15 protein-coding genes and 1 pseudogene are annotated in these 13551 nt (G+C 69.2%); 6 read left to right on the top strand and 10 right to left on the bottom strand.

Annotated elements, in window-relative coordinates; translation table 11 throughout:
• Positions 1 to 405: 405 nt before the first annotated feature.
• Entirely contained in the window at positions 406 to 1329 is a 924-nt protein-coding gene (locus LZP97_RS21415; RefSeq protein WP_048774330.1) for an HAD-IC family P-type ATPase, read from the bottom strand.
• 97 nt (positions 1330 to 1426) lie between these two features.
• A pseudogene (locus LZP97_RS27525) lies at positions 1427 to 1561 on the bottom strand (IS256 family transposase); the annotation flags it as partial.
• Positions 1562 to 1920: 359 nt separating this feature from the next.
• On the opposite strand from LZP97_RS27525, the gene LZP97_RS21410 reads away from it, so the two are divergent.
• The 4 genes from LZP97_RS21410 to LZP97_RS21395 all read left to right on the top strand — a co-directional run bounded on the left by LZP97_RS21410 (position 1921) and on the right by LZP97_RS21395 (position 4647).
• Positions 1921 to 2628, top strand: coding sequence for a M23 family metallopeptidase (locus LZP97_RS21410; RefSeq protein ID WP_006934825.1), 708 nt, complete (start codon positions 1921 to 1923; stop codon positions 2626 to 2628).
• A 247-nt stretch (positions 2629 to 2875) separates the two neighbouring features.
• Positions 2876 to 3568, top strand: a complete 693-nt coding sequence (locus LZP97_RS21405) for a DUF3105 domain-containing protein (RefSeq protein WP_081636958.1) — start codon at positions 2876 to 2878, stop codon at positions 3566 to 3568.
• On the top strand, positions 3565 to 4299 hold the full coding sequence (locus LZP97_RS21400; RefSeq protein ID WP_006934828.1) for a DUF305 domain-containing protein: 735 nt from the start codon (positions 3565 to 3567) through the stop codon (positions 4297 to 4299). Before LZP97_RS21405 ends, LZP97_RS21400 begins: the two co-directional genes overlap by 4 nt.
• A gap of 108 nt (positions 4300 to 4407) precedes the next feature.
• A complete protein-coding gene (locus LZP97_RS21395) occupies positions 4408 to 4647 on the top strand; it encodes a DUF4229 domain-containing protein (protein ID WP_082061308.1) in 240 nt (79 codons plus the stop codon).
• A gap of 21 nt (positions 4648 to 4668) precedes the next feature.
• On the opposite strand, the gene LZP97_RS21390 is transcribed toward LZP97_RS21395, so the two are convergent.
• The 3 genes from LZP97_RS21390 to LZP97_RS21380 all read right to left on the bottom strand — a co-directional run bounded on the left by LZP97_RS21390 (position 4669) and on the right by LZP97_RS21380 (position 7527).
• Positions 4669 to 5907 (bottom strand): Nramp family divalent metal transporter, encoded by a 1239-nt coding sequence (locus LZP97_RS21390; RefSeq protein WP_006934830.1) that lies wholly within the window; start codon positions 5905 to 5907, stop codon positions 4669 to 4671.
• Between the two features lie 90 nt (positions 5908 to 5997).
• Complete coding sequence (locus LZP97_RS21385; protein WP_040273216.1) at positions 5998 to 6921, bottom strand: cytochrome c oxidase assembly protein; 924 nt, start codon at positions 6919 to 6921, stop codon at positions 5998 to 6000.
• A 45-nt stretch (positions 6922 to 6966) separates the two neighbouring features.
• Positions 6967 to 7527, bottom strand: a complete 561-nt coding sequence (locus tag LZP97_RS21380) for a copper resistance CopC family protein (RefSeq protein ID WP_006934832.1) — start codon at positions 7525 to 7527, stop codon at positions 6967 to 6969.
• Positions 7528 to 7712: 185 nt separating this feature from the next.
• Here LZP97_RS21380 and LZP97_RS21375 point away from each other — a divergent pair, with 185 nt between their 5' ends.
• Positions 7713 to 8372 carry a DsbA family protein gene (locus LZP97_RS21375; RefSeq protein ID WP_006934833.1) on the top strand — a complete coding sequence of 220 codons (660 nt, stop codon included), beginning with the start codon at positions 7713 to 7715 and terminating at the stop codon, positions 8370 to 8372.
• A complete protein-coding gene (locus LZP97_RS21370) occupies positions 8369 to 9016 on the top strand; it encodes a vitamin K epoxide reductase family protein (RefSeq protein WP_006934835.1) in 648 nt (215 codons plus the stop codon). The genes LZP97_RS21375 and LZP97_RS21370 overlap by 4 nt, the downstream gene beginning before the upstream one ends.
• 69 nt (positions 9017 to 9085) lie before the next feature.
• Here LZP97_RS21370 and LZP97_RS21365 read toward each other — a convergent pair whose 3' ends face one another.
• The 5 genes from LZP97_RS21365 to LZP97_RS21345 all read right to left on the bottom strand — a co-directional run bounded on the left by LZP97_RS21365 (position 9086) and on the right by LZP97_RS21345 (position 13544).
• Positions 9086 to 9706 carry an Rv2732c family membrane protein gene (locus LZP97_RS21365; protein ID WP_006934837.1) on the bottom strand — a complete coding sequence of 207 codons (621 nt, stop codon included), beginning with the start codon at positions 9704 to 9706 and terminating at the stop codon, positions 9086 to 9088.
• Positions 9707 to 9797: 91 nt separating this feature from the next.
• The gene (locus tag LZP97_RS21360) at positions 9798 to 10331 is read right to left on the bottom strand and encodes a hypothetical protein (protein WP_006934838.1); all 534 of its coding nucleotides are present in this window, start codon (positions 10329 to 10331) and stop codon (positions 9798 to 9800) included.
• Between the two features lie 28 nt (positions 10332 to 10359).
• Positions 10360 to 12126: an aa3-type cytochrome oxidase subunit I gene (ctaD, locus tag LZP97_RS21355; protein WP_006934840.1), complete on the bottom strand. Its 1767-nt coding sequence runs from the start codon at positions 12124 to 12126 to the stop codon at positions 10360 to 10362.
• 111 nt (positions 12127 to 12237) lie between these two features.
• The gene (locus LZP97_RS21350; protein ID WP_006934841.1) at positions 12238 to 13185 is read right to left on the bottom strand and encodes a M56 family metallopeptidase; all 948 of its coding nucleotides are present in this window, start codon (positions 13183 to 13185) and stop codon (positions 12238 to 12240) included.
• Positions 13182 to 13544, bottom strand: coding sequence for a BlaI/MecI/CopY family transcriptional regulator (locus tag LZP97_RS21345; RefSeq protein ID WP_040273202.1), 363 nt, complete (start codon positions 13542 to 13544; stop codon positions 13182 to 13184). The genes LZP97_RS21350 and LZP97_RS21345 overlap by 4 nt, the downstream gene beginning before the upstream one ends.
• Positions 13545 to 13551 lie beyond the last annotated feature (7 nt).

The raw sequence follows: 13551 nt of genomic DNA, 5'->3' as shown, positions 1-13551 counted from the left end.
GCGTGAGACCGGAGCGAGCGGGTAGCCATCCGGAGCCGACCGGGGAAAGGCCATGGCACCTGGGGAGGTCGAAAGGCCTTCCCTGTCGGCAGACACGACCGTCCTGACCACCGAGAGCGGCAGGACACCTTCCCAGCCCAGCAGCCGCATCCCGGTGACGCGGTCACCACGAACGTGCAGCCCAGCGATGGTGGTCTCAGCCCAGCCACGGTCCTCGTCGCACGCCATGCCTCATCATCCACACCACCTGGGCGGATTCCCTTCGGGACGCTCCGAGCACGGCCAGGCGACCCGTCAGCCCCGGACCAAGATCACCGGCTTGGCGTTAACCGCTGTACCGATGTTCCCCCGATCTACCTGCGTTGGATGGCCCGGACGTGACCGGCCTCGCCCAAGATCAAGTCCTTAGCGCCAACGGCTGTTCCATTGTTCCCCGAGGCCGGTTTTGTCGAACGCGAAGACTCCGACCTTACTCAGCACTTCCAGATAACGGCCACCCTTGATCAGCAGCCCCTTCTTCGACGCACCACCGATCGCCGCGGCCACCGCGACCGGCGCCGAGACGACCAGGGCGTCCGGGCAGGCCAGCACCAGCAGGATCAGTGCACGCGTGACCCATGCGCCGAACGGCTGGCCCCCTACCAGCGGCGGCACCACCGCGATCAGCACCGCCGCACCCACGGCCGCGGGAATGTAGTAGCTTGCGAACCGGTCCAGGAAATCCTGCATCGGCGGCCGCGATTTCTGGGCCTGCTCGACCAGGGTGATGATCCTCGCCAGAACGCTGCTGCCGGCTTCGTGGGTGACCTCGACCTCCAGATAGCCGTTCTGATTCAACGTGCCCGCAAACACCGTCTCACCGGGGAACTTCTCCTTCGGCACGCTTTCACCGGTGATGGCGGCCTCATCCACGGACGACTGCCCGGCGACCACGACCCCATCGAGTCCGATGGTGTCACCAGGACGGATAACCACCACAGTGCCGGGCCGCACCCGATCGATCGGCATCTCACCGCCCTCCTGCAGCTGGGCGGTCTCGGGTGTGCGGTCAAGCAGAGCGGACACAGCCTTGCGTGAGCGTGCTTCACCGAACACCTCGAAGGCCTCGGCCAGCGCGAAGAAGAACATCACCGCGGCCGCCTCGATGATCTGCCCCAGATACAGCGCCCCGACCGCCGCGACGGTCACCAGCAGATTGATCGTGATCTTGCGTCGTGACAGATCCCTCAGCGCCGCCAGTGCGACAGGGACCCCACCCGCGACGAGCGACACCACGAACAACCACCCCGCAAATGGCCACTCCACCGCGAGGGCAACGAAACCGGCCATGAACGCCGCCGTAGCCAACCCCGTCAACAGCCTCTTCCACATCCGGGTGCCCTCGAGTCTGTCAGGAAATCGGGGGATCTAGCTCTGACGCATGGGATTAGTTGCTGTTCGGAGTGATGCGTCCTTCGAAAGCGATGGCGAAGGCATTCAGGGCTCCTTTCCACCCCATGTCCATCATGCGCGTCCCTTGCCGGTCCGGAGCCCGGGTGGCCAGATACAGACACGTGAGTGCGGTGTGGATTCAAGGGATCAACGCGACACGTCCTGGCGAGAGGGTCGGGCACGGGGCGTCCGGCGATATCGATCGAGGTTCAACGGCGGTCTTGAACCGAAATACTAACCAAGGTAGTTTTTCGTTGCTATCTCGTATATCGTTTCGTTATCTTCACCGAGCCGGGTGGACCGGGTCAACCTCGAAACCGCATGTCAGGAGCTAAGGACGTGGCACGACACCGCAGCACCCCTTCCCGCCGAGACCGGCAGGACCGTGATGCCGGCGTGATCTTTAGGGCGGCATCCACGGGCCGCGGCGGGGGTCGGCATCGAGCGGAGCCGACCGGCAGCGGGCGCCCCGCGAGGTGGGCGTCGGCGGTGGCCACCGGCGCCCTGGTGACCGCCGGAGCGCAGATCGCAGCCCCCAGCGTGGCGGCGGCCCAGCCTGCCGTCGCTCCCGCACCCGTCGCACTGCCGCCGGAGGTCGCCGTGCTGGCGACCCTGCCCGAGGTCGATGCGGTGCTCGACCAGCTCGCCGCGGCACCGGGGCTGCCCGAGGGACTGTCGACGGTTCCCGCCGTCCCGCCGGCGATCGCCCCGTCTCCCGCTCCTCCCCCGGCTGTCACGGCCCCGGCCGTACCTGCCACACCGGCCGTTCCCCTCTCGATCGCGACACCCTCACCGTTGGCGGTCGCACCGGTCTCGGGCACCTTGACCTCGTCCTTCGGCCCCCGATGGGGCGCCACCCACGCCGGCCTGGACATCGCCAACAGCATCGGCACCCCGATCTATGCCGCCGCGACCGGCACGGTGATCGACTCCGGCCCGGCCTCCGGGTTCGGGCTGTGGGTGCAGATCCGGCACGACGATGGCTCGACCAGCACCTACGGACACATCAACGAAACTCTGGTCACCGTCGGCCAGCGCGTACAGGCCGGCGAGCAGATCGCCACCGTCGGCAACCGGGGCCAATCCACCGGCCCCCACCTGCACTTCGAAACCACCAACGCCTCCGGGACCAAGATCGACCCGACCCAGTGGCTCGCCCAGCGCGGCGTCCCCCGGACCGCCCTGTCGAAGGCCTGACCAGAGCACATACACTCCTATACCACCACGCTCGACACCCGAACCGTCGACACACTCATAAAAAACTAAGATTCATAGTATTTACTGGGGGACGGTGCTGCCGGCGTATCGCGGTAACAGCACCACAAAGTCGGTGAGAAAGGTGGGTCCCGTGGCGGACGGCGCAGGCAAAGCACCCCGAAGCAAGCGGACACGGAAGAAACCCTCCCCGGTCACCCTGTCCGGTTCGCGGCGCGTGCCGTGGGCGATGATCGGTGCTGGCATGGCGATCGTGGCCTTGATCGGGTTGATCGCCTACAATCTGGCCCCGAAAGTCGCCGACCGGGCCGAGACACAGAAATACGTCCCGAGCGCGGACAACCCCGATCCGTCCACCGCGATCGCCGGGGTGGAGAAGGTCGACTACCCGGCAGGCACACACGTGCAGGCTCCGCAGCGAGTGGCCTACGACCGGATTCCGCCGATGGGAGGCCCGCACGACCAGTACTGGGCCACCTGCACCGGCACGGTCTATCCCGCGCCGATCCGCAGCGAGAACGCGGTGCACTCGCTCGAACACGGCGCGGTGTGGATCACCTACGATCCCGCCAAGGTGGTTGGAGACGAGGTAGCGGCGTTGGCCGCGCGGGTCGACGGCCAGCCCTACATGCTGCTCTCGCCGTATCCGGGTCTGCCCTCGCCGATCTCGGTGCAGTCGTGGGGCCATCGGCTCGCCCTCGACGCCGCCCAGGACGACCGGCTCGGTCAGTTCGTCGCTGCGCTGCGCCGCAACCCCAACACCCACCCCGAGGCGGGGGCGACGTGTTCGACCGTGCCGGGCGGGTTCGATCCGAGCGCACCGCCGCCGTTCGACCCCGCGCCGCCGGGACCGGATGCGGTGCCGATAACCGCCGATCCGCAGTCCGCGCCCGCCGCGCCGATGCCCACGGAGCCCCGATGACCATTGAGCGCGACCTTGGTGCCGAGTCCGCCGCCGAGTCGGCTTCCCACGGACGCCGCCGTCGGCGGGTCCCGGCGGCGGTGGCGGTGCTGACACTGCTCGGTGGGCTGGTGCTGGGCATCGGCGGTACCCTGCTGGTCACGAGCACACCCGCCCCACCCGGCGAGGACTCGATCGACGTGGGCTTCGCCCAGGACATGTCGATCCATCACAGCCAGGCCGTGGAGATGTCGGCGATGGCGTTGACCAACTCCGCCGACCCGGCGGTGCGCACCCTGGCCTACGATGTGATTACCACCCAGCAGAGCCAGCTGGGCACCATGCAGGGATGGCTGACGCTGTGGAACCGGTCGCAGCTGCCCACCGGGGAGCCGATGCGCTGGATGCGCAGCCCCACCGGCACGTCCGAATCGATGCCGGGGATGGACGGGCACGCCACGATGTCCCCCGCACCCACTCCCGTGGGGTCTCCGATGCCCGGCATGGCCACCACCGCCGAACTCGACGCCCTGCGCCGCACCACCGGTCCCGCCTTCGACACGCTGTACCTGCAATTGCTGCTGCGCCACCACCAGGGCGGTCTGCCGATGGCCCGTCATGCCGCGGCCACCGCCTCCGAGGCGGCAGTGGCCGCGCTGGCGCAACAGATCACCGAGACGCAGGAAGCCGAGGCGGCGACCATGACGCAGCTGCTGGCCGCCCGGGGCGCCACGCCCCTGCCGATGAACTGACCCTGACCCTGCGGTGCCGAGCGGATCCACGCCAACGACTCCGGACGAGCAGCCGGGCCCGCCTTTCCCGCCGAGAGATGCCTGATGCGCACGAAGGAGCCGTCGCCGATGCGACTGACCCGACTGGTCGTGGTCTACACCCTCGCCCGCCTGGCCGTCGTCGCCACATGTGCCGGCGCCGCCGTTCTGGGGGTGCGCCTGTTCGGTCTCGCGGTCTCGCAGTCCTGGGCCCTGGTCGTGGGTCTGCTCGCCGGTATGGCGGTGGCGATGGTGGCACTGCGCGGGCTGCGCCGCCGTGTCCACGACGAGATCGTCGTGGTCGACACCCGGCGCGGGCACCGGCGGTGACGGCGGCCGGGTGTCCGTGCGTCAGGGCCGCACCGTCAGGTAGATCAGCACCAGATTCAGTGCGGTGATGATTGCGGCGATCGCCCAGGCCAGCGCGGCGGTGACACGATGGTTGGCGTCGGTGCCCATCAGCGCCCGATCGCTGGTCAGCCGCACCAGGGGGATCAGCGCGAACGGGATGCCGAACGAGAGCACCACCTGCGAGAGCACCAGCGCCCGACTCGGATCGGTGCCGAGCGCGACCACGGCCAGCGCCGGCACCAGGGTGATCAGCCGCCGCGCCAGCAGCGGGATCCGGCGCCGCAGCAGCCCGTCCATGATCAACGCCCCGGCGTAGGCACCGACCGAGGTGGAGGCGAACCCGGAGGCCAACAGCCCCAGGGCGAACAGCAACGCCACTGTCGGGCCGAGTTCCTGGCCCACCGCGGTATGCGCCCCGTCGATCGAATCGACCCCCTCCCGGCCCTGCAGGGTGGTCGCCGCCATGAGCAACATGGCCAGGTTCACCGTTCCCGCCAGCATCATGGCCAACCCGACATCCCACCGGGTGATCTTGAGCAGCATCGTGCGTCGGGGTCCGGCCGTGGCATGGCCGTGCCGATCCCGGGCCAGACCGGAGTGCAGATACACCGCATGCGGCATCACCGTGGCGCCGAGCATCGCCGCGGCGAGCAGGATCGACTCGGCGCCGTCGAATCGGGGTACCAGCCCGTCGGTTACCGCCTGGCCCGGGGGCGGGGCGACGACGACGCTGGTGACGAAACCGAACGCGATCAGCAGCAACAAGCCGGTGATCACTCGCTCGAAACTACGCTGCCCGCGGGTGTCCTGCACCAGCAGCAGGACCAGCGACACCACACCGGTGAGCACTGCCCCGCTCAGCAGCGGCAGACCGAACAGCAGGTTTAGCGCGATCGCCCCACCGATCACCTCGGCCAGATCCGTGGCCATCGCCACCAGCTCGGCCTGTCCCCAGTACGCCAGCCGCATCGATCGGGGCATTCGCTCACGCAGGGCCTCGGGCAGCGACATGCCGGTGACCAGCCCGAGTTTGGCCGACAGGTACTGCACGAGAGCGGCCATGGCGTTGGCGGCAACGACCACCCACACCAGCAGATACCCGAACTGCGCGCCGGCGCTGACGTTGGAAGCCACGTTGCCCGGATCGACATAGGCGATCGAGGCGACGAACGCCGGACCCAGCAGCGCCCATCGACGCCACCGCCCCGTGCGCCCCTCCGAGTACTGGATCAGCACCATCCGCCTCCCCGATCGACTTCCCTGAATTAAAATTCAGGGCGGCCGAAACTTCAAGCGGGGCCGAGGTCCGGCCGGGGTCGTCCCGCCGGCTCAGCGTGGCAGGGAACGCAGATAAGTGTTGTAGGCGGCCAGGTCCTGCTCCGCCTGCACCGCGCCGTGGCGCTCGCGCACCGCCGCGGTACGCCGCTCGTGGCGGTACCAGCGCATCGCGAAGAGCACCACCACCGCCAGCGCGATTGGTTCGCCGTAGGACCAGGCCAGCGCTCCGGCCCACTGCTGATCGTCGAGCGGATCGATCCCCCAGTCCGGCGGCGGGGCGGCGAAGGTGGCCACCAGCGGTACCGAGGCCATCATCAAGATCACTCCGAAGAACACGTGCAGCGGCATCTCGACGAACAGGTCGAAGAACCGCCCCAGGTAGCCGGGTCGGCCCGGCAGCGGACCGACCGAGAGGATCGGCACGATGAACAGCAGCCCGGTACCCAGGAAGAACACCTCGAGGCCGGTGTGGCCGAGCCAGGTGCCCGCGACGGCGTCGAACAGCGGGGACAGATAGATCCCGTAGTAACTCACCAGAAACAGCGGAATCGTCACCCCCGGGCTGAGCAACCAGCGGGCCCCACGGCTACGCAGCACCGCCAACGCTGCGGCCGGGATCACCCTTGCGGGCCCGTGGTGGGGGGTGCTGCGCAGCAGCATCAGACCCGGGGCGCCGAGCACCAACAGCGGCGGCACCGCCATCGACAGGGTCAGATGCTGGAACATCCACACACTGAAGAGCGCGAACCCGTACCTCTCCATCCCCAGACCAGTGGTGATGCCCAGTAGCGCGCACCCTGTCAGGAATGCAACCGTGCGCACCGTCGGCCACCTGCGCCCACACCGGTGCAGCCGCCAACGCGCCCAGCAGTACCAGGCGGCCAGCACCGCCGCAGTGAGCGGCAGCACCGGCAGCGGGGGCGGATCCCACGCCAACAGCGTTCCCAGCGACGGTGGAGCCGTCGGCAGTCGCATCCAGTCGCCCATCATCGACCGCCCGGTGCGTGGTGCGCCGCCTGTTCAACCCTTGCGGAAGGCACGCAGCGCCGCCCAGGTCAGACCCGCGATGGCCAGCACCGCGACCACACCGCCGAGCAGGAGCCACAGGCTCGAGGGGCCGGGCCGCACGTCGTCGACCGCAGCCGACGACGCTTCACCGGCTGCGGTCGCGGACGGCGCCGGCGAGGTCGCCGCCGACGGGACCGCGGCGGCCGCCGCTGCTGCTGTGACGGTGAACGTGTACGAGCCGGTGATGGGATGACCGTCGGCCGAGACGACCCGGTAGCCGACGGTGTAGCCACCGGGGGTCAGCGGTTCCAGGACCGCCACCTGCACCCCGTCCCCGGTGACGTCGACCCGGGAACCGCCGCGCTGCGTCCCGTCCTCGTCGGTGACGGTCACCGTGGCGAACGAGGCGTTGATCGGCTGGTTGAACTGCAGCTCGATCCGGTCCGGGGAGGCCTCGAGGACCGCGTCGGCGGCCGGGGTCGAGCCGATCAGGGCACTGTGGGCTTGAACCGGGCCGGCGCCGAGCAGCAGCATCGACACGGCGACGGCCACGACGGCGACAAGATTTCTCATAAGCGCACTCCTCCTCCGCCCCGCGCCCAGCTGGCTGCAAGCCGCGCGGGGTGTGTGGGTTGTCGGCGGGCGCACCTGCGGGCGCTGCCCGGCGCCTACCCTACCGCATCTACTATGTGACGTAGTTTTACGGTTGGTCGGTGCCGGTGCCGGCCGCCCAGGATGACTCGGGGACGGACGAAGACATGAAACTGACGACCAACGTGAAGGTCAGCGCCGCCCTGGTGGCGCTGTTCGTGGTGCTGCTGACGGTGCTGCTCTATACCAACCGCACCCCCGCCGCCGAACGTGGCGGCGCCGGACCTGCCGTCACGCCGGTATGGACCGAGGAGATCCGCACCTTGACCACCGCCGCCGACGGCAAGGTCCAACTGGTCGAATTCCTCGACTTCGAATGTGAGTCCTGCCGGGTGCTGTACCCGGTGATCGAACGCATCCGCGCCGAGTACGCCGGACGGATCGACCTCGGCATCCGCTACTTCCCCATTCCCAGCCACACCAACAGCCATCTCGCCGCCCGCGTGGTCGAGGCCGCCGCCCGCCAAGGCCACCTCGAACCGATGTACCGGCGCATGTACGACACCCAGGCGCAGTGGGGCGAATCGGACCAGCCGCAGGAAGCGGTGTTCCGGCAGTTCGCCCAGGAGCTGGGACTGGACATGGCCCGATTCGACCGCGATGTCACCGATCCGGCCGTGGCCGCCCGCATCGACCGAGATTTCGACGCCGGTCTGGCCCTGGGTGTTCAGGGCACCCCGACGCTGTTCCTCAACGGCGTCGAGCTGCCGGTAATGCCCAGCTACGAGGAGTTGCGCGCCCGTATCGACGCAGCGCTCGCCCAGTGAGCCCGACGTCATCGCAGAGCCCGTCGTCGCAAGGGGTCGACATCGCCGACCCGGCGCCGGACGGCTCGGCCGCAGAGCGAGAGCACCTGGCCTGGCTCCTGACCGTCTGCGGTGGACTCGGGTTGGCGGCGGCGTTGATTCTGACGGTGGAAAAGATTGCCCTGCTCGCCGACCCGTCCTACCGGCCCTCGTGCAGCATCAATCCGGTCATCAGCTGCGGGTCGATCATGACGTCCTGGCAGGCGGAGCTGTTCGGTTTCCCCAATCCCCTGCTCGGGATCGCCGGATTTTCGGTGCTGGCGACCACCGGCGTGGTCCTGTTGGCCGGGGCCGTGCCGACGGGGTGGTACTGGGACGCAGTGTTCATCGGACTGACCGCCGCGGTGGTGTTCGTGCATTGGCTGATCTTCCAGAGCCTGTACCGGATCGGGGCGCTGTGCCCCTACTGCACGCTGGTGTGGCTGGTGACCGTGCTCGCCTGGTGGTACTGCCTGCTACAGCGGGAAACGGCAGATCCGGCTCGGCCGGGACGGTGGCGGCCGCTGCTGCGCCGTCACCACGCGGTGCCCCCCACCATGTGGGTGCTCACCGTGCTCGCTTTGATCACCGAGGCGTTCTGGCCCTACTGGCGGACCCTGCTCTGACCCCGGCGTTCGCCGAGGCCAGCTCGTGCCCGCACCCCTCGTTGGCGCGCGCGAACCGCCCGAATGCCCCTAGGGGTCGGCGGGCGGATCCTGCGCGGCGCGGCGAGGCGGGTCGAGCCGGTAGTGGAACTGCTCGGGCAGGTGGGTTTCGGCGTCGCGGCGGGCGGCCTCGGCCTCGAGCATCCGGGACGAACGGGCCCAGACCACCTTGAGCCAGTGGAAGGCGAGCACCAGGACCGCCGCCCAGCCCAGGAACAGTCCGGCGCCCGGGCCGGATCCCCCGGCGGCCGGCTCGAGGGTCTGCCGTGACCACACCGCCAGCACTGCGAACACCACCGCCAGGGCGCAGCCCGCGGACGCAACCCAGGCCAGCACCCACCGTCGGGTCACCAGAGCGAGCATCGACACCACGATCCCGAACACCGCGGCCAGGGTCAGGAAGATCCGCGAGGGCAGGGTGATCGTCTCGGCCACCGCCTGCTCGGATCCGGCCAGCATCTGCCAGCCGTTGGCGTCGCCGCTGTGCGGCAGGGCGAACGAGAGGGTCAGCACCACCACGGCTGCGGCGACCACCACCGCCCGCATTCCCGGCTCGATCTCCGCGGCCGCCTGCCGTTCGGCGGCCGCCAGCTCCTGACGGCGCTCGACCGGGTCGGGACCTGCGGTCGGCTCGTGCGACGGCTCGGTCATCGCGCCTCCTTCATCCGGTTCGGGATCCGACAACGCCGGGGCCGCCCGGTATTCCCGCCCCCGGTAGGCGAGGCGATACCGGGCAGGGGCGTCATCGCGGGTCGACGAACATCCGGGCCCGCGGTTCGTCCTGCCACACCTGCGAGACGACGGTGCAGTACGACCACGCCGTCGTCGACCAGCTGTCGAACGCCTCGGCCGTGCCCGCCCCGGCCGCGATCACCCCGGCCGCGGTGAGCACCGTGCGGTTGGCCAGGGCCGCGGCCGGGCTGCCGAGTTCGGCCACGGCCCCGGCCAGCAGCCCGGTCACCTCGAGCACCTCCCCCGGCACGGCGGGCGCGGAGTCGGTCGTCAACGGCGTCGGCGGCCGACGGCGCAGACCCGTCCGCAGATGCACCTCGATCTGCGCGAGGACCTGCTCGAGCGCACGCACATGGCGGCGCAGCTTGCCCGGACGGGTGATGTGCGCGCCGGTGATCGGCGGCAGCCGGTACAGCCGCTGCGGATCGGGCAGCCCGGCATGGGTGAGCACGAGCGGGGTCAGCTCGCGGATCAGCCACTCGGTCAGCAGCGCGGTGGCGTGGGGTGTGGCCGGCACGGCGACCGCCGGGGTGTGGGGGTGCATCCTCGTCCTCCTTCGACGGCGGTGACGATCACCGGGTGGACGGATCGGTGGGCGCCTCGGGCGCGGACCCGGTCCGCGAGGCGGCGGGCAGCTCCTCGGCGTGCCGGTGTCCCGGTCCGACATGGGCTTCGGTGCGCAGTCGCGTCACCATGTGCGGGTAGTGCAGTTCGAACGCCGGGCGCTCGGAGCGGATCTGCGGCAGCTCGGTGAAATTGTGCCGCGGTGGCGGGCACGTGGTGGCCCACTCGAGGGAGTTGCCGTAGCCCCACGGATCGTCCACGGTCACCACCTGCCCGTACCGGTAGCTCTTGAAGATGTTCCACACGAACGGCAGCACCGAGGCACCGAGCACGAACGACCCGATCGTCGAGACGACGTTCAAGGTGGTGAACCCGTCGTCGGGCAGATAGTCGGCGTAGCGGCGCGGCATGCCCTCGTTGCCGAGCCAGTGCTGGACCAGGAACGTGGCGTGGAAGCCGATGAAGGTCAGCCAGAAGTGCCACTTGCCCAGGCGCTCGTCGAGCATGCGCCCGGTCATCTTCGGGAACCAGAAGTAGATGCCGGCGTAGGTGGCGAAGACCACGGTCCCGAAGACCACGTAGTGAAAGTGGGCGACCACGAAGTACGAGTCGGTGAGCTGGAAGTCCAGCGGCGGGGAGGCCAGGATGACACCGGACAGCCCACCGAAGAGGAAGGTGACCAGAAAGCCGACGGAGAACAGCATCGGCGATTCGAACGTCAACTGCCCCTTCCACAGGGTGCCGATCCAGTTGAAGATCTTCACCCCGGTGGGCACCGCGATCAGGAACGTCATGAACGAGAAGAACGGCAGCAGCACCGCGCCGGTGGCATACATGTGGTGCGCCCACACCGCGATCGACAGGGCGGCAATTCCGAGCGTGGCGTAGACCAGGCCGGTGTAGCCGAAGATCGGCTTGCGGGCGAACACCGGGAAGATCTCCGAGACGATGCCGAAGAACGGCAGCGCAATGATGTACACCTCGGGGTGGCCGAAGAACCAGAACATGTGCTGCCAGAGCATCGCCCCACCGCTGCCGGGGTCGAAGATGTAGCCGCCGAGCAGCCGGTCGTAGAGCAGCCCCAACAGCGCCGCAGTCAGCAACGGGAACGCCAGCAGCACCAGGATCGAGGTGATCAGAATGTTCCACGTGAAGATCGACATCCGGAACATGGTCATGCCCGGTGCGCGCAGGCACACGATGGTGGTCACGAAGTTGACCGCGCCCAGGATGGTGCCCAGACCGGACACGGCCAGGCCCACGATCCACAGGTTCGCGCCCATGCCGGGCGAGTGCAGCTCCGAGTTCAGCGGTGCGTAGGCGGTCCAGCCGAAGTCCGCGGCCCCACCGGGGGTGAGAAAGCCGCTGACCGCAATGAGCGAGCCGAACAGGTACAGCCAGTAGCTGAAGGCGTTGAGCCGGGGGAAGGCCACGTCCGGAGCACCGATCTGCAGCGGCAGGATGTAGTTGGCGAAGCCGAACACCACCGGGGTGGCGTACATCAGCAGCATGATCGTGCCGTGCATGGTGAACAGCTGGTTGTACTGCTCGTTCGACAGGAACTGCAAGCCCGGCACCGCGAGTTCGCTGCGCATGATCAGCGCCATCACCCCACCGACCGCGAAGAACGCGAACGAGGTCACCAGGTACAGCAACCCCAGCACCTTCGGGTCGGTGGTGGTGACCACCTTGTAGACGAAGGCGCCCTTGCGTCCCCGCCGCGGGGGCATCGGGCGGGTGGCGACGGGGACGGGTGGGGGGACGAGAGCGGTCATGGGCTGTCCGATCCGGGTTTCTGCGCGCGCGCACAACGATGAGACACTCGGCAGCCTACCCAAATACTATGGCGAATAGTATTTGGGGGTGGGTGCGGTGCCGCCCACCCCTCAGAGCACGGCCAAGGCCAGGCACAGCCCGGCCGAGGCGGTGGCGAGGCCGGCCAGTGCGGTCGCCGCGGGCACGGCCATCGACACCACCGCCGCCGCCGCGTACGACATGCGCGGACACCGCATCCGCCAACTGGTGCGCAGTTTGACCAGACGCAGCGACGTCTCGTTGCTCAGCCCCAACGTCCCGGGCGGTTGCGGCAGCGGGGAAGCCGAGACGGCCACCAGCGCCGCGCACACCGTGGCGGCGCTGGTAGCACGCGCAGCGTGCTGGTCGGCAGTGAGCTCGACCAGGGTCTTCACCGCCGACGGGGCCGCGGCGAACAGCGGCACGGCCGGGAACACGGCCGCGAGAACGTCGCACGCGCCGACGATGCGGTGATGGCTGCCGCGCAGGTGGGCCCGCTCGTGGGCGAGCACGGCATCGCGCTCACCGCTGCTCAGGCACTGCGACAGTCCGTCGGTGGCGACCACGAAACCGGGCCGGCCGGCGACGCTGTAGGCCATCGGCATCGGGTGCTCGAGCCACATCACATCGTCCCCCCGTGAGCGGGCGACGATGCAGACCACCTCGCGGTGGTAGTCGAGCAGCCGGGCCTGCGCCCGGGCGTGCCGCCGACCCAGGATCACCACCCGGGCCACCACGGCGCTCAACACCACCGCCCCGGCCCCGGCGAGGGCTTCGGTGATCCACGGTTGGACGGCGTGCGAGACCGCGGCCAGACACCGCACCAGGGCCTCGACCGCGGTCTCGGCCGGGGCATGATCGGGCCAGATCAAGATGATCGCCGCCGAGGCCCCGAAAAACAGCGCGCCGGCCAGGCTGCCCAGCCATGCCGCCAGCACCATCCCCGGCGGCAGGGAGGTCGCGCCCACGCGGCGCAGCATCGGCGGCGCCGCCACCGTGATCAGGGCGGCGCCGAGGAGCAGGACCAGAGCCAAGGTCATTGCTCGGGGGCCCGGCTGGTCCGGCCCCGGCGCAGGGCGTCGTACTCGCGGTCGGTCACCGTCTTGGCGAAGTGCAGCAGCACGGCGCTGGGATCGGCGCTGCTGTCCAGCAGCGCCCGCAGGGCCTGAGAGGTGGCTTCCTCCCGGCTGCGCGAGGGCGAGTAGAAGTAGGCGCGGCTGCGCTTCTCGCGCTGCACCCAGCCCTTCTCGTACAGGTGGGTGACCACGGTCAAGATGGTGGTGTAGGCGAATTCTTTGCGATCACGCAGCCGGTCGACCAGATCGTGCACCGACTGCGGCTCGTCGGTCGACCACAGCTCGTTCATCACCTCGGCCTCCAGACCCCCCAATCCGTGCATGACTCCC

The sequence above is a fragment of the Rhodococcus sp. DMF-1 genome (assembly GCF_021441945.1).
Lineage (GTDB): Bacteria > Actinomycetota > Actinomycetes > Mycobacteriales > Mycobacteriaceae > Rhodococcus > Rhodococcus ruber.
The sequence above is the reverse complement of the archived record's forward strand: the minus strand, read 5'-3'. Positions and strand labels throughout refer to the sequence as shown.

Coding starts and splice junctions, on each gene's coding strand:
- LZP97_RS21415 (WP_048774330.1), bottom strand. CDS start 1,329: ATGGCCGGTTTCGTTGCCCTCGCGGTGGAGTGGCCATTTGCGGGGTGG.
- LZP97_RS21405 (WP_081636958.1), top strand. CDS start 2,876: ATGATCGGTGCTGGCATGGCGATCGTGGCCTTGATCGGGTTGATCGCC.
- LZP97_RS21400 (WP_006934828.1), top strand. CDS start 3,565: ATGACCATTGAGCGCGACCTTGGTGCCGAGTCCGCCGCCGAGTCGGCT.
- LZP97_RS21395 (WP_082061308.1), top strand. CDS start 4,408: ATGCGACTGACCCGACTGGTCGTGGTCTACACCCTCGCCCGCCTGGCC.
- LZP97_RS21390 (WP_006934830.1), bottom strand. CDS start 5,907: ATGGTGCTGATCCAGTACTCGGAGGGGCGCACGGGGCGGTGGCGTCGA.
- LZP97_RS21385 (WP_040273216.1), bottom strand. CDS start 6,921: ATGCGACTGCCGACGGCTCCACCGTCGCTGGGAACGCTGTTGGCGTGG.
- LZP97_RS21380 (WP_006934832.1), bottom strand. CDS start 7,527: ATGAGAAATCTTGTCGCCGTCGTGGCCGTCGCCGTGTCGATGCTGCTG.
- LZP97_RS21375 (WP_006934833.1), top strand. CDS start 7,713: ATGAAACTGACGACCAACGTGAAGGTCAGCGCCGCCCTGGTGGCGCTG.
- LZP97_RS21365 (WP_006934837.1), bottom strand. CDS start 9,706: ATGACCGAGCCGTCGCACGAGCCGACCGCAGGTCCCGACCCGGTCGAG.
- LZP97_RS21360 (WP_006934838.1), bottom strand. CDS start 10,331: ATGCACCCCCACACCCCGGCGGTCGCCGTGCCGGCCACACCCCACGCC.
- ctaD (WP_006934840.1), bottom strand. CDS start 12,126: ATGACCGCTCTCGTCCCCCCACCCGTCCCCGTCGCCACCCGCCCGATG.
- LZP97_RS21350 (WP_006934841.1), bottom strand. CDS start 13,185: ATGACCTTGGCTCTGGTCCTGCTCCTCGGCGCCGCCCTGATCACGGTG.
- LZP97_RS21345 (WP_040273202.1), bottom strand. CDS start 13,544: ATGCACGGATTGGGGGGTCTGGAGGCCGAGGTGATGAACGAGCTGTGG.